At 71.4% G+C, this 23,729-nt stretch carries 18 protein-coding genes; 6 read left to right on the top strand and 12 right to left on the bottom strand.

Features of this window, described 5'->3' with window-relative positions; all coding sequences use genetic code 11:
* Window positions 1-14: 14 nt before the first annotated feature.
* The 4 genes from R4I43_RS07235 to R4I43_RS07220 all read right to left on the bottom strand — a co-directional run bounded on the left by R4I43_RS07235 (window position 15) and on the right by R4I43_RS07220 (window position 6,044).
* Window positions 15-854, bottom strand: a complete 840-nt coding sequence (locus R4I43_RS07235) for a universal stress protein (RefSeq protein WP_324264754.1) — start codon at window positions 852-854, stop codon at window positions 15-17.
* A gap of 61 nt (window positions 855-915) precedes the next feature.
* Complete coding sequence (locus R4I43_RS07230; protein WP_324264753.1) at window positions 916-2,598, bottom strand: TIGR03767 family metallophosphoesterase; 1,683 nt, start codon at window positions 2,596-2,598, stop codon at window positions 916-918.
* 107 nt (window positions 2,599-2,705) lie between these two features.
* Window positions 2,706-3,596, bottom strand: a complete 891-nt coding sequence (locus tag R4I43_RS07225; RefSeq protein WP_324264752.1) for an acetamidase/formamidase family protein — start codon at window positions 3,594-3,596, stop codon at window positions 2,706-2,708.
* A 156-nt stretch (window positions 3,597-3,752) separates the two neighbouring features.
* On the bottom strand, window positions 3,753-6,044 hold the full coding sequence (locus tag R4I43_RS07220; protein ID WP_324264751.1) for a transketolase-like TK C-terminal-containing protein: 2,292 nt from the start codon (window positions 6,042-6,044) through the stop codon (window positions 3,753-3,755).
* Between the two features lie 129 nt (window positions 6,045-6,173).
* On the opposite strand from R4I43_RS07220, the gene R4I43_RS07215 reads away from it, so the two are divergent.
* Window positions 6,174-6,656: an Lrp/AsnC family transcriptional regulator gene (locus R4I43_RS07215; RefSeq protein WP_324264750.1), complete on the top strand. Its 483-nt coding sequence runs from the start codon at window positions 6,174-6,176 to the stop codon at window positions 6,654-6,656.
* Here the strand turns inward: R4I43_RS07215 and R4I43_RS07210 are convergent.
* On the bottom strand, window positions 6,621-7,646 hold the full coding sequence (locus R4I43_RS07210) for a DNA polymerase IV (RefSeq protein ID WP_324264749.1): 1,026 nt from the start codon (window positions 7,644-7,646) through the stop codon (window positions 6,621-6,623). The genes R4I43_RS07215 and R4I43_RS07210 overlap by 36 nt on opposite strands.
* Window positions 7,647-7,693: 47 nt before the next feature.
* On the opposite strand from R4I43_RS07210, the gene R4I43_RS07205 reads away from it, so the two are divergent.
* Complete coding sequence (locus R4I43_RS07205; protein WP_324264748.1) at window positions 7,694-8,167, top strand: NUDIX domain-containing protein; 474 nt, start codon at window positions 7,694-7,696, stop codon at window positions 8,165-8,167.
* Window positions 8,168-8,379: 212 nt separating this feature from the next.
* Here the strand turns inward: R4I43_RS07205 and R4I43_RS07200 are convergent, their stop codons facing one another.
* The 3 genes from R4I43_RS07200 to R4I43_RS07190 form a co-directional block, all read right to left on the bottom strand.
* Window positions 8,380-9,717 (bottom strand): MFS transporter, encoded by a 1,338-nt coding sequence (locus R4I43_RS07200; protein WP_324264747.1) that lies wholly within the window; start codon window positions 9,715-9,717, stop codon window positions 8,380-8,382.
* 93 nt (window positions 9,718-9,810) lie between these two features.
* Window positions 9,811-10,629, bottom strand: coding sequence for an alpha/beta fold hydrolase (locus R4I43_RS07195; RefSeq protein ID WP_324264746.1), 819 nt, complete (start codon window positions 10,627-10,629; stop codon window positions 9,811-9,813).
* Between the two features lie 127 nt (window positions 10,630-10,756).
* Window positions 10,757-13,117 (bottom strand): xanthine dehydrogenase family protein molybdopterin-binding subunit, encoded by a 2,361-nt coding sequence (locus tag R4I43_RS07190; RefSeq protein ID WP_324264745.1) that lies wholly within the window; start codon window positions 13,115-13,117, stop codon window positions 10,757-10,759.
* Between the two features lie 216 nt (window positions 13,118-13,333).
* On the opposite strand from R4I43_RS07190, the gene R4I43_RS07185 reads away from it, so the two are divergent.
* From R4I43_RS07185 to R4I43_RS07170, 4 genes are all read left to right on the top strand, one after another.
* Window positions 13,334-14,737: an Nramp family divalent metal transporter gene (locus R4I43_RS07185; RefSeq protein ID WP_324264744.1), complete on the top strand. Its 1,404-nt coding sequence runs from the start codon at window positions 13,334-13,336 to the stop codon at window positions 14,735-14,737.
* Between the two features lie 245 nt (window positions 14,738-14,982).
* Window positions 14,983-15,474 (top strand): GNAT family N-acetyltransferase, encoded by a 492-nt coding sequence (locus R4I43_RS07180; protein ID WP_324264743.1) that lies wholly within the window; start codon window positions 14,983-14,985, stop codon window positions 15,472-15,474.
* 3 nt (window positions 15,475-15,477) lie between these two features.
* Window positions 15,478-16,635 (top strand): MalY/PatB family protein, encoded by a 1,158-nt coding sequence (locus R4I43_RS07175; RefSeq protein WP_324264742.1) that lies wholly within the window; start codon window positions 15,478-15,480, stop codon window positions 16,633-16,635.
* A gap of 92 nt (window positions 16,636-16,727) precedes the next feature.
* Window positions 16,728-17,591 carry an SGNH/GDSL hydrolase family protein gene (locus tag R4I43_RS07170; RefSeq protein ID WP_324264741.1) on the top strand — a complete coding sequence of 288 codons (864 nt, stop codon included), beginning with the start codon at window positions 16,728-16,730 and terminating at the stop codon, window positions 17,589-17,591.
* On the opposite strand, the gene R4I43_RS07165 is transcribed toward R4I43_RS07170, so the two are convergent.
* From R4I43_RS07165 to hrpB, 4 genes are all read right to left on the bottom strand, one after another.
* Window positions 17,557-20,184: a family 78 glycoside hydrolase catalytic domain gene (locus R4I43_RS07165; protein ID WP_324264740.1), complete on the bottom strand. Its 2,628-nt coding sequence runs from the start codon at window positions 20,182-20,184 to the stop codon at window positions 17,557-17,559. The genes R4I43_RS07170 and R4I43_RS07165 overlap by 35 nt on opposite strands.
* The gene (locus tag R4I43_RS07160) at window positions 20,084-20,764 is read right to left on the bottom strand and encodes a hypothetical protein (protein ID WP_324264739.1); all 681 of its coding nucleotides are present in this window, start codon (window positions 20,762-20,764) and stop codon (window positions 20,084-20,086) included. The genes R4I43_RS07165 and R4I43_RS07160 overlap by 101 nt, the downstream gene beginning before the upstream one ends.
* Window positions 20,764-20,955, bottom strand: a complete 192-nt coding sequence (locus R4I43_RS07155; RefSeq protein ID WP_324264738.1) for a hypothetical protein — start codon at window positions 20,953-20,955, stop codon at window positions 20,764-20,766. Before R4I43_RS07155 ends, R4I43_RS07160 begins: the two co-directional genes overlap by 1 nt.
* Before the next feature lie 356 nt (window positions 20,956-21,311).
* Window positions 21,312-23,729, bottom strand: a complete 2,418-nt coding sequence (gene hrpB, locus R4I43_RS07150) for an ATP-dependent helicase HrpB (protein ID WP_324264737.1) — start codon at window positions 23,727-23,729, stop codon at window positions 21,312-21,314.

The raw sequence follows: 23,729 nt of genomic DNA, 5'->3' as shown, positions 1-23,729 counted from the left end.
CGGTCACAACGGCGTCAAGGCCGCGAACGAACGATCAGCAGCGGTGCGGGGGCGTGGTGGATGAGCTTGTGGCTGGTCGACCCCAGGTGCGCACCCGCGACACCACCTCGTCCGTGCGCGCCTACGACGACCAGCTGCGCCTCGGCCGAGTGGTTGATCAGGGCGGCCACCGGGGAACCCCGGCCGACGATCCGCTGGACCTCGACCCCGGGGAACCGCTCCTGCCAACCGGCCATGACCTCGGCGAGGAACAGCTGCTCCTTCTCGGCGACCTCCTCCGCGGGCAGCCTGCTGCGCAGCCACTTCAGGTCGATGCCGACGACCTCCCAGGTGTGCACCACGTGCAGCGGTTCGCCGAGCGAGTCGGCGAGCCGGAAGCCCTGGGCGAGCACGGGCGCGGCCGATTCGACGTCGTCGACCCCGGCCACGATCGGCCCGACGGTGGGGAACGTGGGCGGATCTCCCACGTCCGGCACGACCACGACGGATCCGAGCGCGTGCGCGGCGACCTTGACCGCGACCGCACCGGCCAGCAGCCCGGTGAACCCGCCGAAGCCCCGGTCGCCGACCACGAGCAGCTCCGCGGCGGCCGACTCGGCCACGAGCACCCGCTCGGGTGAACCTGGGACGGCCGCGGTGGTCACCTTGGCGTCGGGCTGCTGCATCTGGGCGTGCCCGGCGGCATCGGCGAGCCAGCGGGTGACCTGAGCCCGCACGTGGTCCTCGCCCGGATGCGCGGTCGGGTCCGCGTAGACGATCCGCAGCTCGCAGCCCCGCCGCACCGCTTCGCGCGCCGCCCACGCGGCCGCGTTGCGCGCGACCGCCGATCCGTCGACTCCCACCACGACGTTCATCTCGGCCTCCCCGGTCGACCCCTCCCAGGGTGCTCGACCGGGGCACGGCGCGCCTTCCGGATCAGTGCGGCAGGCGTCCCGGGACGAGCAGTTCGGTGTTGCGGTCGGCGTGGGCGCCGAGCTGGCCCAGGTCGGTGTGCGGGTCGTTGAACGACAGCTCCCGGTACAGCGCCGCGAGCGCGGCGGGCGAGTGGTCGTCGTAGTCGGCCTGGTACGGGCTGTCGGCCTCGATCAGGGTCGTGAACAGCGACAACGTGCCGTCGCGGTTGTCGGCGATCTCGATGACCCGCGCCAGTTGCGGGAAGTCGACGTGCGAGGCGGTGTTGATCTCCCAGAAACCGCGTTCGGGCTCGTCGGCGGCGTGCGGGGTGATGGTGTTGCGGTGGGTGTGGCCGTTGATCCAGGCCAGCACATTGGGGAACCGCTGCAGCAGCCGGACCACTCCGTCACCGCCGATGCGGGGCTCGCCGGGTGAGCGGAAGTCGGGCCACAGCGCGGTCATCGTCTCCGAGGTGTGGTGGCTGAACAGCACGAACAGCTCGTCGGTGACGTGCTGGGTCGGCTTGCGCCCCACCTGGTCGTAGTAGGTGGAGCTGCCGCTGGTGAGCACCTCCTCGAGCCACCGGTACTGCTCGAGCCCGAGCGAGCCCTCGGCCAGGCCTGCGGTGTTGGTGCTGTCCAGCGCGATCCCGGTGACGCCCGGCGCGATCCGGAAGGTGTAGTGCGGCTTGGGATCGGCGGCGTCGAAACCGTGCCCGACCGGCCCGGGACCGGTGTTGGCCTCGTCGAGGTGGGCGGCGATGAACTCCTCGGTGGTGAACGGGTGCCGCCGCTCGTCAGGCGTCACGGTGCGCACGACGGTGTTGCCGTCGAGCACCGCCTGCCCGGAGACCTCGCGGCTGCCGCGCAGCATCTCGGCGACGGCGGCCGCCTCGCGCTCGTCCCGCCCGATGATCTTGCGGTCGCCGGTGTACCAGTCGCCGACGCGCGGGATGACCTGGTCGGCGAGCGTGCCCATGACGCTGTTGTCGTGGTTGCCGAACACCGCGTACCAGGGGACGGTGAGCCCCGGGCTGCGGAAGGGCCGCAGCGCGTCGGTCAGCAGACCGGGCAGCACCGGGAACCCCAGCTCGCGGAAGCGGTCCCGCACGCCCCCTTCGGGGTGCCAGTACAGCGGGTCGCCGGAGTCCTGGACCCCTTCGTAGTGGGCCGCGCCGGTGTTCTGCGCGAGCGGCCCGCCGTTGAGGACGGCGAAGTACCAGTCGAGCTCGGCGAACTCGTGGTTGTCGGTGCTGTCGCCGGTGGTGATCATGAAGTCCATCGGCAGCCCGGTCACCGGGCCGGTGCGCAGCTCGTTGACCCGCTGCACCAGGTGGGCCGCGGCCAGCGCGCCCAACGTCTCCTGCGGCCGGAACGCACCGCCGGCCAGCGGGTGCAGGTACTCGAAGCGCGCGGGACTCTGCACGTCGGTGATGTGCAGGTCGGTGAACTGCGTGAACGCGGTGACCGGCACGCGCCGGTCGACCCGGCCGGGGTCGGCGACGGCGAGTTCGGTGCGCACCACCTGCGGCCAGCCGGGCCCGGCGGTCAGCCGCCGGTAACCTTCGCCGGAGGCGGGCTGCGCGGCCACCTCCAGGGTCGTTCGCGCTGGTCGGGGGCTCGCCGACGCGGTCCCCGCGAAACCGAGCGCCATGCCCGTCATGCCTGCGGCCAGCATGAAGCCGCGCCTGCTCACATCCGCCATGTGCCAGTCCTCTGATCAACCCGGAACTGATCAGAAAACCTTTCACGTTTAGCGGATCCGGAACACCCCAGTTCAGGTGAAAACCGGGGGAACGGCGTCCGAACGGCTCAGCCGAGCACGCCCGTCGGCAGCACGGCGTGCACGCCCCAGGTCTCGTTGGCGATCTGGGTGATGCGCATGTCGACCGTCGCGCTGGCCAGGGCCAGCGCCGGGCCTCGTTCCAGGGCCTGCTCGATCTGCAGCCAGTCGACCATCGCGCTCAGCGCCGTGGCGGTCGCCTCGTTGAGGTCGGCGTCGAAGCCGAAGGTCACCAGACCGGCCGGGGTCTCGGCGTGGATGCCGGGAACCGGGCGATCCACGATCAGGTCCAGCCGAACGCGGCTGGTCATGCCGCACTCGATGGCGGTGCCGCCGACCTCGCCGTCGCCCTGGCGGGCGTGCCCGTCGCCGAGCAGCAGCATCGCGTCGGGCACGGTGACCGGCAGGTACAGCGTCGATCCGGCGACGAGCTCGCGGCAGTCGATGTTGCCGCCACCCTCGGGACGTGGCGGGATCGTCGAGTGCTCCCCCGGTTCCTCCGGCGGCATGCCGACCACGCCCAGGAACGGCGCCAGCGGCACTGTGTGGCCGTGCTGGTTCGTGCCGGTGCCGCCGTCGAGCTCCCACAGCAGCCAGGATCGCCCGGCATCGGCGACCCGCAGCCTGCGCAGCAGCCAGTTGTCCTTGCCCGCGGTCGCCGTCCACCCCCACTCGGCGGGCGTGAGCTCCTCGAAGTGCACCGCCAGCACCATCCCGGGCTTCGCCCCGCGCACGGCGATCGGCCCGGTCAGGCAGTGCCCCCGCCGCTCGGTGAACATCAGCGGGCGCTGCTCCCCCGGAACCCGCTGCCGCTCCAGGTGCCCGCTGCAGTCCAACGACTCCACGGTCACCACATCACCGGCGTCCACCGTCAGCGCGGGCGCGACGTCCCGGCTGAACACGTCCACGACTGAACCCACTTCGGCCCGAACCTCGAAACAACCCACCACCACTGCCCTCCACCCCTGGAACTCCCCACACCCAACCAGGAGGAACGGCCTCAGCCAAGTGAGCAACCCCACGCCCCGGGGCGAAAACCCCGGTTTCCCCGGGTCCGCAGTTCTCGCCCCCGGCGGTCAGCGGTGGGTGGCGTCGAGGGCGGCTCCGACGATGGCGTCGGTGTCGAGCCCGTGGTGGCGGTAGACGTCCTCGAGGGACCCGGACTGCCCGAAACCGGTGACGCCCAAGTGGATTGCGGGAGTCCGGTTCACGCCCGCCAGGAACGCCAGCGCGTGCGGGTGTCCATCCAGGACGGTGACCACCGGACGCGCCCGCCCGGCCGGGAAGACCTGGTCCAGCACGCTGCGGTCCGCATCGCCCCGGTGCGCCCGGAACAGCAGGTCCGCGCTCGTCACGCACACGACGTCCGCGCCGATGCCCTGCTCCGCCAGCCGGTCGGCGGCGGCCAGCACCTCGGTCATGAGCGCGCCCATGCCGACCAGCGTCACCTGCGGGTCGGCGTCGCGGCGCAGCGCGTAGGCGCCCCCGACGACCTGCCTGCGGCGCCGCTCTCGGACCGCCGGGTCGGTGGGCACCGAGGCCAGCGACTGGTCCACCGGGCGGGTCGACAACCGCAGGTACGACGAGGCACCGCCGGGCTTGCCGAGCTGGGACATGGCCGCGAGCAGGCACCACTCGGTGTCCACGGCGAACGCGGGTTCGTAACTGGTCACGCCCGGCTGCTCGAGCCCGATCGAGGGCGTGCCGACCGACTGGTGCGCCCCGCCCTCCGGCGCCAGGCTCACCCCGGAGGGCGTGCCGACCAGGATCGACTGACCACCGGCGTAGACGCCGAACGACCAGGGTTCGAGCGCGCGCCCCAGGAAGCAGTCGTAGACCACGCCGATCGGCAGCAGCGGCTGGCCCCAGCGGCTCCAGGTGGAGCCGAGCTCGCCGAGCAGGCCGACCAGGTTCGTCTCGGCGATGCCCAGCTCGATGTGCTGGCCGGCCGGGCGTTCACGCCAGTGCAGGATGGTTTCGGCGTCGTCGGCGAACCAGTCGACGCGCTCGGACGGCGACCACACGCCGACCTTGTTCAGCCAGCCGCCGAGGTTGGTGGTGGAGCTGACGTCGGGTGCCAGCGTCACGATCCGCTCGGCGGCCTCGGGGGATTCGCGGGTCAGGTCCAGCAGCGTGCGCCCCAGCGCGGCCTGGGTCGTGGTGGTGCCGCTAGGCGTGCGCCCGATGTCGGTGGGCAGCTGCGGCGGCTTGACCCGGGCGCGTTCGCGGCGGCGCAGCCGGGAGGCCGCCGCCGCGCACAGCTCCCCGGGCGGGCTGCCCGCCGGGAAGCGGTGCCACGGGTCGTCGAGGTCGGCACCGACCTGACCGGCCAGCTGCCGCATCTGCTCCTCGCCCAGCAGCGAGCCGTGGTTCTGCGGGTGTCCTTCGGTGGCCAGGCCGTAGCCCTTGATGGTGTAGGCGAAGATGACGGTGGGCCGGGTGTCGTCGATGGCCTTGAACGCCGAGTCCAGCGCGTCCAGGTCGTGGCCGCCCAGGTTGCGGATCGCCGCCGCCAGCGTCTCGTCGTCCACATCGGACAGAAGCTGCTCGATCGCGCTGTCACCGGCGGGGATTCGCTCCCGCAGCTGCTGCGGGGTGCAGCGCAGCAGGCGCTGGTACTCGGGGTTGCTCATGCCGTCGATGCGCTCGCGCATCGCAGCGCCACCGGGCCGGGCGAACAGCTCCTCCAGCACCTGGCCGTACTTGAGGGTGATCACCTGCCAGCCGGCGGCGGTGAACATGCCCTGCAGCCGGTTGGCCGCGATGTTGGGCACGACGCGGTCCAGCGACTGCCGGTTGAGGTCGACGATCCACACGACCTCGCCGAGATCGGCGACGGTCGGGTCCAGGATCGCCTCCCAGCAGGCGCCTTCGTCGAGTTCGGCGTCGCCGAGCAGCGAGTACTGGCGTCCGGTGCCCGCCCCTCCACCGTGGGTGTCGACGTAGCGGCGGGCCACGGCACCCCAGATCGGCGCGGTGGCGCCGATGCCGACCGAGCCGGTCGAGTAGTCGGCCGGGTCGGGGTCCTTGGTGCGGCTCGGGTAGCTCTGCACACCGCCGAACTCGCGCAGCGTGGTCAGGTGCTCCTCGTCGAGCGAGCCGAGCAGGTAGTTGATCGCGTGCAGCACCGGCGAGGCGTGCGGCTTGACCGACACGCGGTCGGCGGCGGTGAGGTGCTCGAAGTGCAGGGCGGTCATGATCGAGACCATCGAGGCGCAGGACGCCTGGTGACCGCCGACCTTGAGACCGGAGTTGTTCGGCCGAACCCGGTTGGCGTGGTCGATCATCGCGGTCGCCAGCCACAGCACCCGCTGCTCGACCTCGCGCAGGTCCGCCGTCTCGGTGCGCGCCGGTACCACGCTCGTCATCACGCCTCCTCGCGTTGCCACATTGCGCTCAGCAGAACACCAAGACAACAATCACTGCACAAGACCCGGCTGCGGGAACGAGCAATCTGCTCAGCGCGACGGGCCGGAACGACCGACGAGGTGAACAGATTGCCCACCACCGAGACGCTCGACGACATCGACGTCCGGCTGCTGCTGGCGCTGCGCGAGGACCCGCGAGCGACCGTGGTCGCGCTGGCCGAGCGAGTCGGGTTGTCCCGCAACACGGTTCAGGCCCGCCTGGCGAAGCTGGAACCGAAGCTCGGTTCGTTCGAGCGCCGCATCGATCCGGCGACGCTCGGCTACCCGCTGACCGCGTTCATCACCGTGCAGGTCACCCAGCAGCACCTCGATCAGCTGGCCGGCGAGCTGGCCGAGATCCCGGAGGTGGTCGAGGTTTTCGGGCTCACCGGCGACTCCGACCTGCTTGTGCGCGTGGTCGCCACCGACGCCGACCAGCTCTACCGCATCGCCGGCCGCATCCTCGACACGCCGGGCGTGGAACGCACCAACTTCTCCCTCGCCATGCGCACCCTGGTGGAGTTCCGGCTGACGCCGCTACTCGCGGACAAGCTCGGCTCGGACTCCCAGTAGGCGCACCGGGCGGTCCAGCGGGAACCTGCCGAGGGCCTGCTGAGCAGCGGTTTCGATGGGTTCGAAGGCCCGGGTGGGTTCGGCGAGGGTGACGCCGTGGGTGTGCGTGGCGAAGCGGGAGTCGCGGAGCTTGACCACCACCCGGCGGGCCAGCGTGTCGTCGGCGGCGAGGTCCTCGGAGACCTGACGGGACAGGCGGGTGATCTCGGCGCGCATCGGCTCGACCTCGCGCAGGTCGCGCTGAAAGGTGACCTCGCGGCCGTGGGAGCGGGCCCGGAACGGCTCGTCGCTGACCGGGCTGGAGTCGTAGCCGTGCGCGAGCGCCACCAGCCAAGGCCCGATGTTGGGGCCGAACTCGCCCGCCAGGTCCGCCATCGGCGTCCGGGCCAGCTCGGCGACGGTGGCGATGCCCCGGGCGGCGAGCTTCTTGGCGGTCTTGGTGCCCACGCCCTGCAGCGCGTCGGTGGGCTTGTCGGCCATCACCTCGACCCAGTTGGACACGTCCAGCCGGAACACGCCTGCGGGTTTTCCCATGCCGGAGGCCAGTTTCGCGCGCAGCTTGTTGTCGCCGATGCCGATCGAGCAGTTGAGCGCGGTGCGCTCGCGCACGTGGCGCTGGATGAAGCGGGAGGTCTCCACCGCGTCGTCGGTGTCGACCAGCATGAACGCCTCGTCCCAGCCGATGACCTCCAGGATCCCGCCGAGCGAGCCGAGCGCGTTCATCACGTCGGCGGAGGCGGCCAGGTAGGTCTCGCGGTCGGCGGGCAGGAACACCGCGTCCGGGCAGCGCGCCGCCGCTGTTCGCAGCGGCGTCCCCGACTTCACGCCCTGAGCGCGGGCCTCGTAGGAGGCACCGGCGACCACGCCGCGCTCGGTCGGATCGCCCGATCCGCCGACCAGCACGGGCTTGCCGACCAGGTCGGGATGCCGCAGCAGCTCCACGGCGACGATGAACTGGTCGAGATCGATGTGCAGCACCACCCGTTCCACGCGGTCAGCATCGTCGGAAACGCCCGCTTCCGCCAGGTCCCGCGCCGATGCGCCACAATGCCGGGGTGAGCAAGCGAAGCGCCGGGATCCTGCTGTACCGGCCCGACGGACCGCAGGTCCTGGTGGTGCACCCGGGCGGCCCGTTCTTCAAGAACAAGGACGCCGGCGCCTGGACGCTGCCCAAGGGCGAGTACGAGCCCGACGAGGACCCGAAGGCCGCGGCCCTGCGCGAGTTCACCGAGGAGACGGGCATGGCCCTGCCCGACCACGACCTGGTCGCCCTGGGCGAGGTCAAGCTGCGCAGCGGCAAGGTCATCAAGGCGTGGGCGGCCGAGGGCGACTTCGACGTGGAGTCCTTGCGCAGCAACACCTTCGACCTCGAATGGCCACCCCGCTCCGGCCGCCGCCAGACCTTCCCGGAGGTCGACCGAGCCCTCTGGTGCGACCCCACCACGGCTCGCCAGAAGCTCAACCCGGCCCAGATCCCCTTCGTCGACCGGCTTGTTGAGCTGTTGCGCTGAATTCGGTTGCCCGCGTCCTCGACACCCCATGACCCCGAGTCGCGACATTCCACCTTCACCCCCGGCAACCCCGCTGGCCCCGCCGCGAAACCCGGATTACTCCGGTAATCCGCCCCCCGATTACGGCGGTAATCCGTGTCCGGTTTCCGGGACCGTTCTCAAAGGACCAGGGCCCCGCCCGGAAGATCCGGACGGGGCCCACGAGCCGAAACTCACCCGTCCAGCGACGTCTCCCGCGTCTCCCGGCTGGCGAGGAGCGCCAGCAGGGTGATCGCGCCGGCGACCGCCAGGTAGACGCCGACCCAGCCCAGTCCGTAGGAACCGGCCAACCAGGTGGCGATGTAGGGCGCGACCGAGGCACCCAGCAGACTGGCCAGGTTGTAGGACACCGAAGCGCCGGTGTAGCGCACTGCGGTCGGGAACAGCTCGGGCAGCAGCGCGCCCATCGGGCCGAAGGTCATGCCCATCAGGCCCAGGCCGACCACCAGGAACAGCACGGTCGCCACGGTCGAGTGAGCACCGAACCACGGGCCCATGAGCAGGCCGAACACGATGATCGCGATGGTGGTGACCACCAGCGTGGGACGACGGCCGTAGCGGTCGGCGAGCAGGCCCGCGACCGGCACGGTCAGGCCGAAGAAGACCACGCCGACCAGCAGCATCACCAGGAACGTCGAGCGCTCGTAGCCCAGCCCGGACTGGGCCGTGCCGTAGGACAGCGAGAACACCGTCATCAGGTAGAACAGCACGTAGGTCGCCAGCATGATGAACGTGCCCAGCACCAGCGCCTTGAAGTCGGTGCGGAAGACCTGCACGAACGGCACCTTCGCCCGCTCGTTGTTCTCCAGCACCTTCGCGAACGCCGGGGTCTCGTTCAGGCTCAGCCGCACCCACAGGCCGACGACCACCAGCACCGCCGACACCAGGAACGGGATCCGCCAGCCCCACGACGCGAACGCGGCGTCGGACATGACGCCGGAGAGGATCAGGAACAGGCCGTTGGCGAAGAAGAACCCGATCGGCGCACCCAGCTGCGGGAACGTGCCGAACAGCGCCCGCTTGCGCGGCGGGGCGTTCTCGGTGGCCAGCAGCGCGGCACCGCCCCACTCGCCACCCAGGCCCAGGCCCTGCCCGAACCGGCACAGCGCCAGCAGCAGCGGAGCGACGATGCCGATCTGCGCGTAGCCCGGCAGCAGGCCGATGACCACCGTCGAGATGCCCATCGTCAGCAGCGATGCCACCAGCGTGGCCTTGCGGCCGATGCGGTCACCGAAGTGGCCGAACAGCGCCGAGCCGACCGGCCGGGCGACGAAGGCGATGCCGAAGGTCGCCAGCGAGTTCAGCGTCGCCGCCGTCTCGTCCCCCGCCGGGAAGAACAGCTTCGGGAAGATCAGCACGGCGGCCGTGGCGTAGACGTAGAAGTCGTAGAACTCGATCGAGGTTCCTACGAGGCTGGCGAGCACGACCTGTCGGGTCGAGTTGCGTGGGGCTTGGGACCCCGATTCCCCGGAACCTCGCACCTCCGGTGTCGAGGTGTGGCCGACAGCCATAGCGCCGAACCTCCTGATTCACACGAACGGACGAACGACACTCTAAACCGTCGGCGACCACGTCCCGAGACGGGGTTCCCGCATGCTGGACTCTCAGGAGGTGAGGAACTCCGTGATCAGCGCGGTCACCCGCGCCGGGTTGTCCTCCTGGACGAGATGTCCGGCCCGTGGGATCCACTCCAGCCGGGCGTGCGGGATGCGGTGGGCCAACTCCCGCCCCCGGTCCGGCGGGATCCACGTGTCCTCCTCGCCCCAGCCGATGAGCACCGGGCAGTCCAGGTCGCCGTAGCGGTCCTCGACCTCGCGCGTGTAGCGCTCGTCGGCCTGGGCGATCTGGCGGTAGAACGCGGGCCGCCCTTCCTCGCCGAGCCACGGCGCCACCAGCCGGTCCAGCACGTCGGACCGGATCTCGCGGTGCGCGGCGGTGGCCAGGTAGCCGCGCACCAGCGACTCGTGCAGCGCCGGTGGCAACGCGGCGAAGACCTCGGCGTGGACGTTGACGAGGTTGAAGAACTCCGAGCCCCAGGGCCGGATGCTGACCGCGTCCAGCAGCGCGAGCCGCCGGTACTTCACCCCGTCCAGCAGGGCGCTGCGCAGCGACACCGCACCGCCGAAGTCGTGGGCGACCACCGAGGGCTCGTTGAGCCCGCAGTGCCGCAGCCACCCGGTGAACACCTCCTGCTGCGCGGCCAGCGACACGTCCTGCCCCTCGAACTTCTCCGAGGTGCCGTAGCCGGGCATGTCCCACAGGTAGACCCGGTAGCGGGCGCTCAGCGCGTTCGCCACGTCCCGCCACACGAAGGAGGAGAACGGCGTCCCGTGGTTCAGGACGACGGCCTCCCCCTCCCCGAAGCTGTCCCACCGCACCTTCCCGTGCGGGGACTCGTAGACCTCGGCCAACTCCCACTCCATGCCAACCTCCGTGGTGCGTGCGAACTCGCCCTCGCGGCCCGCGGATTCGAATTTCGCGCGAAATTCGAGCGCCGAAGTTCCCACTCGAATTTCGCGCGAAGTTCGAATCCCGGTCGAGGAGAGGCCGTCAGACCACCGCTTCCTCCTCGTCCGGGGTGTCCTCGGCGCGGGCCGGGAGGGTCGCGAAGGCGGCCGGGGGCTCCTGCCAGCAGGTCGCCGAGGCTCCGTCGCGGGCGGCCTGCCAGACGCGTTCCGGCGTGGTGGGCATGTCGATGTGGCGCACGCCCAGGTGCTTGAGCGCGTCCACGACCGCGTTCTGCACCGCAGGCGTGGAGCCGACCGTCGCCGACTCGCCGATCCCCTTGGCGCCCAACGGGTTCAGCGGCGTCGGCGTCTCGGTGTTGGACACCTCGAAGGACGGCAGGTCGGCGGCCGACGGGATCGTGTAGTCGGCCAGGGTCGCGGTCTCCGGGTTGCCGTCGGCGTCGAAGGTGACCTGCTCCCACAGCGCTTGGGCGATGCCCTGCGCGGCGCCGCCGTGCTGCTGGCCGCGCACCAGCATCGGGTTGAGCACCCGGCCGCAGTCGTCGACCGCGATGTGCCGCAACGGCTCGACGTAGCCGGTCTCGACGTCGACCTCCACGACCGAGACGTGCGCGCCGAACGGGAAGGTCGCGCCACCGGGCGCGAAGTCGACGTCGGCCGCCAGCCGCTCGCCCCGCCCCGCCGCGACCTCGACCAGGTCGGCCCAGGCCACGGTCGCGCTCGGAACACCGGCCACGCCCAGTTCACCGCCGTCGGTGACCTCGATGTCGTCGACGTTGGCCTCCAGCCGGGACGCCGCGATCTCCTTGGCGCGCTGCAACACCTTCTCCCCCGCCTCGCGCACGGCGCTGCCGCCGATCTGCAGCGAGCGGGAACCACCGGTGCCGCCGCCGCGCGGCACCTCGGCGGTGTCGGACTGGACGAACTCGATCGCCTCCACCGGGATGCCGAGCGCGTCGTTGACGATCATCGCGAACGCGGTGGCGTGCCCCTGGCCGTGCGCGGAGGTCCCGACCCGGATGCGGGCGCCCTCGGAGTGCACCTCGACCTCGGCGTACTCGCCCGCGCCACCGCCGGTGATCTCGACGTAGGCGCTGACCCCGATGCCCAGCAGCTTGTGCTCACCGGCCTCGATGCGGCGGGCCTGCTCGGCGCGCAGCTCCTCGTAGCCGGCCAGCCGCAGCGCCTCGTCGAACGGCACCGCGTACTCGCCGCTGTCGTAGGTGGCGCCGGTCAGCGTCTTGTGCGGGAAGCTCTCCGGGACCAGGAAGTTCTCGCGCCGCAACGCGACCGGGTCCACGCCCAGCTCGGCGGCGGCGAGGTCCATCATCCGCTCCACCATCGCCGCCGCCTCGGGACGTCCCGCGCCGCGGAAGGCGCCGACGGGCGTGGTGTTGGTCAGCGCGGCGATGCCGTCGTAGCTGATCTTCGGGATGTCGTAGACGGCCTGCGCCATCGTCCGGGTCGGGCCCAGCGCCAGCGATCCGCCGAACCCGGCGTAGGCACCGCAGTCGCCGATGACCCGGCAGCGCATCCCGACGATCTTGCCGTCGCGGCGCAGCCCCAGCTCGGCGTACTGCACCTGGCCGCGACCGTGCGGCATGCCCTGCATGTTCTCCGAGCGCCCCTCGACCCAGCGCACCGGGCGGCCCAGCTCCAGCGCGAGCCCGACCGCCACCACGTGCTCGGAGATCGCCCCGGCCTTGCCGCCGAAACCACCGCCGACGTGCGGCGAGATCACCCGCACCCGGTCGCTGTCGAAACCGAACGCCCCGGCCAGGCCCGCGCGCACGCCGTGCGGCATCTGGGTCGAGACGTGCACGGTGATGTCGTGGTCCTGGTCCGGCCCGCCCGGCTCGACCGCGACGGCGTTGCCCTCCAGCGGGACGACCGCGACGCGCTGGTTCTCGATGCGGGCCCGCACCACCACGTCCGCGCCCTCGAGCGCGGAATCGCCTGCGCGGTCGCGGTATCCGGCGGCGATGTTCGAGCCGAGCTCCGGGAACTGCCGTTCGGCGTCGTCGTCGAGCGCCCGCTCGGGGTCGGTGACGGCCGGCAGTTCGCGGTAGTCGACGTCGACGAGCTCGACGGCGTCGGTGACGGCCGCTGCGGACTCGCCGACGACGACCGCGACGGGTTCGCCGACGAAGCGCACCCGGTCGGTGGCCAGCGGCGGTCGGATGACCTCGGGGTTGACCTCGACGAACGGCGCCGGCACCGGCAGGTCCAGGTCGGCGGCGGTGTAGGCGCCGACGATGCCGGGCGCGTGCGCGGCGGCGGAGGTGTCGATCCCGGCGATCTCGGCGTGCGCCACGTGGGAGCGCACGAACCCGATGTGCAGCATGCCCTCGACGGCGAGGTTGCCGATGTAGGTGCCCCTGCCCCGGAGCAGGTCGGGATCTTCAACCCGCTGAACTTCAGTCCCCAGAAGTGAACCCACCATGCGAAAAACCCTATCCGTCCGGACCGACACCGGCAGCGGTCGAAACACGCGTTGCGACAGGTGATCAACCCGATTCGCGGCAGGAAAATTCCCCGGCTCCCCAGATCGATTGACCGCCCCTGTTCGCGTGGGTAGCTTTTCACGACCGTACGAAACTTTCACAACCGTGAAACTCGCACGTCTCCCGCACAACCTCTAGGCACAAGGGAGTGCCCGATGGGAACCAAGGTCGCGACCGCCAACGCGGATCCCTACCTCCTCACCGCAGACGGCATCAAGGAACCACCCACCGGCTGGGCAGGCAGCCTGCGCTACCTCGGCCCCGGCCTGATCGTCAGCGCCTCGATCGTCGGCTCCGGCGAACTCATCGCCACCACCGCCCTGGGCGCGAAGGTGGGTTTCGTCCTGCTGTGGATGGTCATCCTGTCCACCGCCGTGAAGGTCGCCGTGCAGGCCGAACTGGCCCGCTGGACGATCCTCACCGGCAAACCCGCCCTGACCGGCTTCAACGAGGTACCGCCCAAGATCGGCCGCATCGGCTGGATCAACGTGCTGTGGATCCTGATGGCGCTGTCGAAGTTCCTGCAGATCGGCGGCATCGTCGGCGGCACCGCCTCAGCCCTGAGCGTGCTCATCCCGGTGGGCGGTGAACCGCTCAGCGCCACCTCGCTGGGCGTGTGGACGGTCATCGTCGTCGCCGGCAGCATCGCGCTGCTGTACTCCAACAGCTACAACCTGATCGAACGCGGCGCGTTCGCGCTGGTCGTGGTGTTCTCCATCGCGACGGTGGTGATCGCGCTGGGCCTGCCGTTCACGCCGTTCAGCTACGGCGCCGGTGACGTGCTCAGCGGCCTGACCTTCACCATCCCGGCCGGTGCCATCGGCGCGGCGGTGGCGATGTTCGGCATCACCGGTGTGGGCGCCGACGAGATCACCTTCTACACCTACTGGTGCGTGGAGAAGGGCTACGCCCGCTGGGTCGGCCCCAACGACGGCAGCCCGGAGTGGAAGGCGCGCGCGCAGGGCTGGATCCGCGTGATGTACAAGGACGTCTTCGTCTCCTGGATCATCTACACGGTCGGCACGCTGGCGTTCTTCATCATGGGTGCGGCGGTGCTCAACCCGCAGGGCCTGGTGCTCGAGGGCAACGAGATGATCACCACGCTGTCGCAGATGTACACCGACGTGATCGGCGAGTGGGCGGCCATCGGCTTCCTGATCGGCGCGATCGCGGTGCTCGGTTCCACGCTGTGGGCCTCCATCCCGAGCTGGTCGCGGATGTACACCAACGTGCTGGCCACGCTCGGCGTGCTGGACTGGAACAACGCGGCGGTCCGGGAGAAGTGGATCCGCGGGTGCATCGTGGTGCTCCCGATCCTGTGGGGCGCGACGTACCTGTCGATCTCCTCGCCGGTGGTGATGGTGCAGATCGGCGGTGTCGCGACCGGCATCTTCCTGCCCGCGGTGGTCATCGCGACCTTGTACCTGCGCAAGACCCAGGTCGACCCGGAACTGCACGGCGGGCGCTGGTTCAACGTCGTGCTCCTGGTCAGCAGCATCGCCATCACCCTGCTCGGCATCTACAGCCTGCTCAACGTCTTCGGAATCGAGTTCGGCTGAGCTTGCGGATCTCCGAGCTCATCTTGCGTGGCGGTGCAGGTAGCGGAACCTGAGACGCCGCCTGGGTCCGGACGCCACTCCTGATGCATGCCAATGCACGGCGTCGCGGCGTCTTCCCCGGACTACGTCTCAGAACCCGCGGCGGTGCCAGCTGCGAACGTGGCCCACACGTCTCGCAGCTGCGCCGCTCGCGCTCAGTTCCGCAACGTTGAGAAATCGCTGGACGTGGCGGTGACAATCGTCGCGTGCACACCGGATGGAAGGTCGTCCCCGAGGCGGTCGACGCCCCGCTCGCCCTCGCTCTGCTGCGCGAGTACACCGACGAGATGGCGAGCCGGTACTACGGCCGCCCGGCCACCCGGGCCGAGGTGGACGAGGCGATCGCCGAAGACCCCAACGACGGGTTGCACCCGCCGGCGGGGGGCTTCCTGGTCGCTCGCGACGGACCCGATGCGGTCGGGTGCGCGGGCGTGCGCGAGCTGGGACCCGGGATCGCCGAGCTGAAGCGGATGTACGTCCGGCCCGGCGCCCGGGGACGCGGGCTGGGTGGTGTGCTCCTCGAGGAGGTCGAGGAGCACGTCACCGCCCTCGGATATCACGCGATCCGGCTCGACACCCGGTCCGATCTGGTGGAAGCTCGTGGGCTGTACGCCAAGCGCGGTTACGTCGAAATCCCGGCTTACAACACCGCTCCGTACGCTTCACACTGGTTCGAGAAGACCTTGCGGAGAGGATGAGCGGTGGGCAACGCTTTCGACGCCGTGACCGTCGAGGACCTGCGTGCGCGCGGGGGTCTCAAGTGGACGCTGCACGGGGACGCGATCGGCGCCTTCGTCGCGGAGATGGACTTCGGCACCGCACCGGCCGTGCTGGAGGCCCTGCACACCGGGGTCGACTCGCTGAACTTCGGCTACGTGCCGCCCCGCCTGGTCACCGAGATGTCCCAGGCCTGCGCCGACTTCCAGGCCAAGCACGACTGGCCGGTCGCGCCGGAGCGCGTCGTGCCGATCCCCGACGTCATCCGGGCGCTGAAGCTCACCATCGAGCACTTCAGCGAGCCCGGCAGCAAGGTCGTCCTGCCCACGCCCGCCTACATGCCGTTCCTGAAGGTCCCGGGCGGGATGGGCCGCGAGCTGATCACGGTTCCGATGGCCGACGACGGCTCCCGGTCCGCCTTCGACCTGGACGGCATCGACGCGGCGTTCAAGGCCGGCGGCGGCCTGCTGGTCCTGTGCAACCCGTACAACCCGCTGGGCCGCGTGTTCACCCCGGACGAACTGGCAGCGGTCTGCGAGGTCGTCGACCGCAACGGCGGCCGGGTGTTCTCCGACGAGATCCACGCTCCGCTGGTCCACCCAGGACACCGGCACGTTCCCTACGCGTCGCTGTCGGACACCGCCGCCGGTCACACGATCACCGCGACCTCGGCGTCGAAGGCCTGGAACCTGCCCGGCCTCAAGTGCGCGCAGCTGATCCTCTCCAACGACGCCGACGCGGACGCCCTGCGCGCGCTGGGCGAGCACGTCACCGAAGGCGCGTCCAACCTCGGCATCATCGCCAACACCGCCGCCTACACCTCCGGGCAGCCGTGGCTCGACGAGGTGCTGGACTACCTCGACGGCAACCGGCGCGCACTGACGTCGCTGCTGGCCGAGCACCTGCCGGAGGTCGGCTACCGGCAACCCGAGGGCACCTACCTCGCGTGGCTCGACTTCCGCGCGCTCGACCTCGGCGACCACCCCGGCGAGTTCTTCCGCGACCGCGCCGGCATCGTGCTCACCGACGGGCCCGCGTGCGGTGAGGAGGGCCGCGGCCACGCGCGGCTCAACTTCGCCACGCCGCGCCCCATCCTCGAACGCCTCGTCCTCGGCCTGGCCGAGGCGGCGCGAAACCGCTGATCACGAAGCGCGCACCGGAGTTTCGCCGAAGAGTCGTTCCGGCTTCACCCTCGCCTCACCCCGCCTGGAGCTTCCGGGCTCACGATGATCAGGTGCAAGACGCGATGACAGCCGGGCTTCCCGGCTCGCGAAGAGTACGCAGCCTCGCGGTCCTCGGTGACTCCGTCGCCGCCGGCATGGGCGACCCCGTGCCCGGCGGCCGGTGGCGCGGTTTCGCGCCGCTGCTCGCCGACGCGGTCCGTCCTGCCCACTTCACGAACCTGGCGACCAGCGGCGCGCGGGTCACCGAGGTCCGGCACGACCAGCTGCCCGCCGCGCTGCGCGTCGAACCGGACGCGGCCGTGGTGATGGTCGGCATGAACGACACGATGCGCTCGGACTTCGACACCCGGCTGCTGCGGCAGCAGCTCGACCACGTGGTGTGCTCGCTGGTCGGTGCGGGCGCGGCCGTGGTGACCGTCCAGTACCACGACCACGCCCGGGTGTTCCGGCTGCCGGGACCGCTGCGGCGGTTGCTGAACCGGCGCATCGACGCGCTCAACCGCGTCCTCACCTCGGTGGCCGACGCCCACGGCGCGGCGGTCGTGGACCTCGACCGGCTGCCAGGTGCCTACCACCGCGCGGCCTGGAGCGTGGACCGGCTGCACCCCTCCGAGCTGGGCCACCGGATGCTGGCGGCGGCGTTCGCGGCCGGTCTGGCCGGTCAAGGCCTGGCCGTGCCGTCGGAGGTGTCGCTGACCTGCTCGGGCGGTGTTCCGGTGACGCGGCTCGACCACGTCCGCTGGCTGCTGATCAAGGGCGTGCCGTGGGTGGCCTGCCGGACCCGGGACCTGACGCTCTACTCGCTGGTGTCGTTGCTGCGCAAGGTGTTCCGGCGCGCCGGGCGCACCGACGCCGTCACCCAGGCGCACGCCTGCCCGCCTACTGACCCGCCCCGGGTGTGGCCGGCCGGCTGAGACCGTGCCTGCCGCCGGGAAGCCGGGCCGGGGGCTGCCCCGGCAACCGCACCGTCGCCACGCTGCCCTCGGGCACCTCGACCTCGAACTCCCAGGTGTCGTCGCGCCGCCGCCAGGCCACCCCGGCGTGCCCCTCGGGGGTGGTGTGGCGGACGTCGGCCCAGGTGACGCGATCGTCGTGCACGGGGGCGATGTCGAAGGTCCGCCAGCCGGGGCTCGTCGCGCGCAACCCGCCGATGCGCTGCTGGATCCACGCCGAGGCGGCGCCCAGGAAGTAGTGGTTGTGCGAGCGGGCGGTGTCGTCCCAGGACTCCATCAGCGTTTCCATCCCCAGCCGCCGCCAGATGCCCCACCCCGGCCGGTCGGGGCGGGTCGCCACGGTGACGGCGAGGTCGGCGCGGCCCACGTCGGCCAGAACCGGCAGCAGGTGCTTGGCCGCCACCGCCCCGCAGTCGAGGTGTCCCTTGGCGCGTTCTTCGACGTCGTCGACGAGACCGGCTCCCACGGCCCCCGCGACGTAGGTCGGCACGGCGCCGAAGGCCAGCGGCAGCACGTTCATCGACTGCCGGTAGCCGGCTTCGGGCGAGCGGTAGGTGGCGCTGCGTTCGTCGAAGTACTTCGCGTGGTAGGCGGCGGCGATGGTGCGCCCGGCATCGCGGTAGCGCTCGGCCTCTCCGCCCATGCCGAGGACCTGGCAGATCTCGGCGGTGCGCGCGGTGACCCGGTAGAGCATCATCGTCGCGGTCGGTTCCGGTCCTTCGGGCGCGTGCCAGTGCCCCGGCGAGAGCCAGTCGCCCCAGCTGTCCCCGCGCCACAGCCCGCCGTCGGCCAGTTCCAGCAGCCGGTCGGTGTAGCCGCGGACCGGGTCGGCGTAGCGCTCCAGCAGGGCGCGATCGCCGTACTCCCAGTACAGGTTCCACGGGATGAGCACCATCGAGGCGCTCCACGCCGGGTCGGGCTCACGACCCCAGCCCGGGGTCGGCACGATCATCGGCACCATCCCGGTCGCGTCCCGCGCGTCGACGTGGTCGTCGAGCCACTTGACCAGCGATTCCCGCAGGTCGAAGTGGTGCAGCGCGGCGTCGGTGCCCAGGTGGGCGTCGGCGGTCCAGCCGTTCTTCTCGTACACCGGGGTGTCGGTCGGCACGCCGTGCAGGTTGTTCAGGAAGGTGCGCGCGGTGGCCGCGTCGATCCAGCTCAGCGTCTCGTCCTCGCAGACGAAGGACCCGGCCTCCGCGACGGTGGTGGCCAGCCGCACCGCCCGCACCTCGCTCACCTCGGCCCGCCCGCGGACCTGCACGCTCGCGTAGCGGAAGCCCTTGTAGGAGAACTGCGGTTCCCAGGTGACCGGCTCTGGTCCCAGCACGAAGCGGTCCACCTGGGACTCCCCTGCGGCGAGGGCGTTGTCGCAGCGAACGGTGCCGTCCTCGGCGAACTGCTCGGCGTGGCGCACGACCACCTCGGCGCCGGGCTCGCCGCTGATGGTGCAGCGCACGCGACCGGCCAGGATCGTGCCGAAGTCGTGGACGGTGGTGTCCCCGACGACCGTTTCCCGCTGCGCGGCCAGGACTTCGGTGCGCCGGACGGGCGGAGCGGTGGCCTCCCGCAAGACCCCGCCGGGTGGCGGGACGACGATGGCCTGCTCCCAGCGCTTTTCGGTTCTCGCGTCCGCGGTTTCGCCGGTGTAGAGCAGGTCTTCGGTGGTCGGCCCGGCCGCGGCCTGCCAGTCCGGCCCGGAGGCGACCACGTGCCGGACGCCCGCGTCGTCGAGGTGCTCCAGGTGCGCGAGCATCACCGGTTCCCGGTGCCACGGCGCCAGGTTCCAGCCCCACGTGTTGGCCCCGCGAGCAGCGTAGAAGCCCCGGCCCAGTTCGGCGGTGATGGTGTTACGCCCGGTTTCCAGCAGCGGCGTGACGTCGTAGCTGCGGTGCAGGATCGTGCGGTCGTAGGCGGTTTGGGCGGGTTCGAGGACGTCCTCGGTCACCTCGCGCCCGTTGATCCGGAACACGCCGTAGCCCAGCCCCACCGCGGTCAGCCTGGCCTCACGCACACCCCCGATCACCTCGAAGTCCTTGCGGAACACCGGGTTCGGCGCGGGCACCGTCTCCACGCCGATGGCGCGCGTTCCCGGTTCGGCCACCCCGTCGCGCGAGGCGACGCCGTCGATCGGGCGAGGGGACACCCCGTCGTCGACGGCAGGGCTCGCCGGTGCCGTGCGGGTGCGCCAGCCGACGCGCCCGCTGTCGAGGCTCAGCTCGACCTGGTACTCCCCCGGCCCGGCCGGCTCGGCGAGCTCGAGGTAGTGCGCGAACCGGTCCCACCGGAACCCGCCGACCTCGATGACGGTGCTGGCCACGACACCGGTGGGATCACGCAGCTCCAGCCTGCCGAGCGGCTCGCCCTCGCAGACCAGGTCCACGCACACCGCGGTGAACCTCCCCGGCGCGGTGAAGGCCTGGCCCAGCGCCTCCCCCGGGCCGATCCAGGCGATCTCATCGGAGTCGATCGAGCGCAGGACGCGGTGGGCCGGGTCCGTCCACCTGCCGATCCAGGACGCGGACCGGTCGATTCCGTCGAGGGCTTGCGATTCCACGACATCCTTTCACCATGCGCTCTCGTCGGCCGCCGCGAGCTGCCGCGCACCCGGAAGCCTCGGTATCCAGAACAGGCCGATGCCACCGGCGAGGACCGCCAGCACCGCGACACCGGTGAAGGTGAGACCGGCGCCGGAGTGGCGAAACGATCAGCGCGGCCACCACGCGGCCGAAGGCGATCGTGGCACCCTGCGCGGTTCCGCGCAGCAGCGTCGGGAACAGCTCCTGCGACCACACCTTGTAGATGGTCTCGCCGGCGAAGGAGCTGCCCAACCCGGACAGCAGCAGGGTCGCCAGCAGCGAGAACTCGCCGAAGCCCACCACCAGCGGCCACACCCAGGCCAGCACGATGACCAGCGATCCCGCGGCGAACAGGTGACGTCGCGCCCGGGTGTCGACGAACCGCATGAACACCAACCCGGCGAGCAGTCCGGCACCGAGTCCGATGGTGCTCACCAGCGAGTACGTCGCCACTTCGCCGCCGCCGACGTTGACGTAGAGGAAGGAACCGAACTGGCCCATCGTGTTCGCCCCGACGTTCCACATCGCGTAGTACAGCGCCGTGGCCAGCACGCCCATCAGCAGCGGTGGCCGCTCGTCTGCGAGCCCAGGACCAGCCCGATGTGGGCATCCGACAAGCCCATCGGCTCGGCGTAGAGGGTGCCCACGACGATTCCGGCCGACACCAGGGCGCTGGAATCGAGGAAGGAAGCCATTCCGGCGAGGAGCGCGGTGCGCCGGGGACGTGCCGGTGTCGCGGTGCTCTCCATCGAGCTCTCCAGGATCGGTGTGCCGACGGGCTTCCCACAGCGTGCGATTCACTGAGCCGGGCTCGATTCTCATGCTAACGATCTACGGGCTGCTCTGGTTCGGAATTTCGGGTGACTGTCGGGGTTTCCGGCAAACCGGACGCGAAGGTGCGCGCGAGCTGTGGATTCATCCACCGTGGTCACTTGATGGTGTTGTCCTCCGGGCGGTTTCACCGAGTCACGACTGAGATCACCGGATCGTGCGGTGGTTTCCGGTCGCCGCCGACATCCGACTTGGGGCACAATGGGCACACCAGTTCGACATGAACCTGCTCCTTGACAACTCAAACGCCGAGGAACCGCCGCTCGCGCCGGGATCACCGGCGGCGGTGGGTGCCTCGGGTCGGCGTGGCGTCGGCGGGGTCTTCGGGCCACGGGTGCTTCGGGTAGCGGCCCCGGAGCTCCGCGCGGACCTGCTGATACCCGTTGCGCCAGAACGATTCGAGGTCGCCGGTGACGGCGGCGGGGCGTCCCGCGGGCGACAGCAGGTGCAGCACCACCGGCACCTGCCCGTCGGCGATGCGCGGGACGCTCCGCCAACCGAACACCTCCTGCAGCTTCACCGGCAACGCGGGTTGGTCGGCGCCGTAGTCCACTCGGATCTGCGACCCGGTGGGCACTTCGATGCGGTCAGGAGCCAGTTCGTCCAGGCGCCCCGCCTGCGACCACGGGACCAGCCGCCGCAGCAGCTCGCCAGCGGGCACCCGCAGGTCCGCTCGGCGACGGGCCTGCGACAGCTCGGGTTCCAGCCACTGGTCGGCGGCTGCGAGCAGCGACTCGTCATCGGTGGCGGGCCAGGGCTCGCCGAGCACCCGGTGCAGGAAGGCGAGGCGCTGCCGCAACCGGCGGGCGTCGTCGTTCCACCGCAGCAGTTCCAGCGACTCGGCGCGCAGCCCGTCGAGCAGGGCCTGGCGGACGCGCAGCGGATCGGGATCGCGCAGCAGGCGGGTGGCCAGCGCGATCGCGCCGAGCCGTTCCACGCGGACGGCGCGCACGTCCCCGTCCACCCAGGCGATCTCGTCCTCGCTGCTCAGCAACGCGGGTGCGGCGCGGCGGGCGAGCTCCTCGTCGGCGGGTGCGGCCAGCCGGACGACGCCCGCGGAGCGCCCGGGCGCGCGGTCGGCGATGGCCACGGCCAGCCACTCCGAGCCGCGCAGCCCCGAACCGGCCTGCAGTTCCACGGCCGTGCCCGAGGCCATCAGGTAGGTGGCCGAGTCCTCGCCGCGCCGCCGGGCCAGGCGCTCCGGTTGTGCCAGCGCCACCACGAGCGCCTCGTCCCCGTCCCCGCGAGGTGCGCCGGGCACCTGCGAGGCGAGCCTGCGCGCTTCCTCCCGCCACCGCTTCGCACCGGGACCACCGGCGCGGAGCCGGGACAGCGCGCTGGTCACGTCCACCTCGCTGGTGAGGTTGTCGTTGTCGAGCAGCGCGACCACCTCGGCCGCGAGCTCGGCACCCGCGCTGTCAGCACCGTCGAGCAGGGCTCGCGCCAGTCGCGGGTGCAGGCCGAAGCCGGCCATCCTGCGGCCCCGTTCGGTGACGCCGCCGGAGTCGTCGAGAGCGCCGAGACCGCGCAGCACCTCGCGCCCGGCGGCCAGGGCCCCGCTCGGCGGCACGTCCCACCACGACAGCGCCGAGCCGTCGGGAGTGCCCCAGCAGGCCAGCTCCAGCGCCAGCCGGGTGAGCTCGGCCGTGCGGATCTCCGGTTCGGGGTAGGCCGGCAACGTCGAGTGCTCGTGCTCGGGCCAGCACCGGTACACCACGCCGGGGCCCTGCCTGCCCGCGCGGCCGGCGCGCTGCTCGGCGACGGCGGCGGACACGCGCACCGTGGCCAGCCCCGCCAAGCCGCGCCGGGTGTCCACCCGCGAGACCCTGGCGAGCCCGGAATCGACCACGGCCCGCACGCCGGGCACGGTCAGGCTGGACTCCGCGACGGCGGTGGCGAGCACGACCCGCCGCCGGTCGCCCTGCCGCAACGCGCTGTCCTGCTGGGCGTGGGCGAGCCTGCCGTGCAGCGGCAGGACGTCCACATCGGCCAGATCGGCCAGGTGCTCGGAAACGCGCCGGATCTCACCCGCGCCCGGCAGGAAGACGAGCACATCACCATCCTGTTCGGACAGCGCGGTGCGGGTCGCGCGGGCCACCGCCGACTCGGTGCGCTCACCGCGCTGCGGTGCCAGGTGCTCAACGCGGACCGGGTGCGTGCGCGCGTGGGCGTGCAGCACCGAGGCACCGTCCAGCAGGTCGGCGATGCGCTCGGCGGCCACGGTCGCCGAGGTGGCCAGCACCTTCAGGTCCGGGCGCAGCCCCTCGCGGGCGTCCAGCAGCAGCGCGAGCAGCAGGTCGGCGTCCAGGTGACGCTCGTGGCACTCGTCGAGCACCACGACGTCCACACCGGACAGCTCCGGGTCCGCCTGCAACCGGCGCACCAGCAGGCCCGAGGTCACCACCTCGACCACGGTGTCCCGGCCGCGCTCGCGCTCGCCGCGCACCGAGTAGCCGACCCGCTTCCCCACCCGCTCACCCAGCAGCTCGGCCATCCGAGCCGCTGCGGCACGGGTTGCCAGCCTGCGCGGTTCGGCGACCACCACCCGCAACCCGGCCTCGGCCAGCGCCAAGGGCACCAGCGTGGTCTTGCCGGTTCCGGGCGGGGCGACGAGAACGGCGGTGCCGTGCCCGGTCAGCGCCGAGGTGACCTCGCCCAGCACCGGCCGTACCGGGAGATCGGGGAACTCCAT

The organism is Saccharopolyspora mangrovi, from assembly GCF_035320975.1.
In the GTDB taxonomy this organism is placed as follows: Bacteria; Actinomycetota; Actinomycetes; order Mycobacteriales; family Pseudonocardiaceae; genus Saccharopolyspora; species Saccharopolyspora mangrovi.
The sequence above is the reverse complement of the archived record's forward strand: the minus strand, read 5'-3'. Positions and strand labels throughout refer to the sequence as shown.

Coding starts and splice junctions, on each gene's coding strand:
- R4I43_RS07235 (WP_324264754.1), bottom strand. CDS start 854: ATGAACGTCGTGGTGGGAGTCGACGGATCGGCGGTCGCGCGCAACGCG.
- R4I43_RS07230 (WP_324264753.1), bottom strand. CDS start 2,598: ATGGCGGATGTGAGCAGGCGCGGCTTCATGCTGGCCGCAGGCATGACG.
- R4I43_RS07220 (WP_324264751.1), bottom strand. CDS start 6,044: ATGACGAGCGTGGTACCGGCGCGCACCGAGACGGCGGACCTGCGCGAG.
- R4I43_RS07205 (WP_324264748.1), top strand. CDS start 7,694: ATGCGCCACAATGCCGGGGTGAGCAAGCGAAGCGCCGGGATCCTGCTG.
- R4I43_RS07200 (WP_324264747.1), bottom strand. CDS start 9,717: ATGGCTGTCGGCCACACCTCGACACCGGAGGTGCGAGGTTCCGGGGAA.
- R4I43_RS07195 (WP_324264746.1), bottom strand. CDS start 10,629: ATGGAGTGGGAGTTGGCCGAGGTCTACGAGTCCCCGCACGGGAAGGTG.
- R4I43_RS07190 (WP_324264745.1), bottom strand. CDS start 13,117: ATGGTGGGTTCACTTCTGGGGACTGAAGTTCAGCGGGTTGAAGATCCC.
- R4I43_RS07185 (WP_324264744.1), top strand. CDS start 13,334: ATGGGAACCAAGGTCGCGACCGCCAACGCGGATCCCTACCTCCTCACC.
- R4I43_RS07160 (WP_324264739.1), bottom strand. CDS start 20,764: ATGGGCGTGCTGGCCACGGCGCTGTACTACGCGATGTGGAACGTCGGG.
- R4I43_RS07155 (WP_324264738.1), bottom strand. CDS start 20,955: ATGGAGAGCACCGCGACACCGGCACGTCCCCGGCGCACCGCGCTCCTC.
- hrpB (WP_324264737.1), bottom strand. CDS start 23,729: ATGGAGTTCCCCGATCTCCCGGTACGGCCGGTGCTGGGCGAGGTCACC.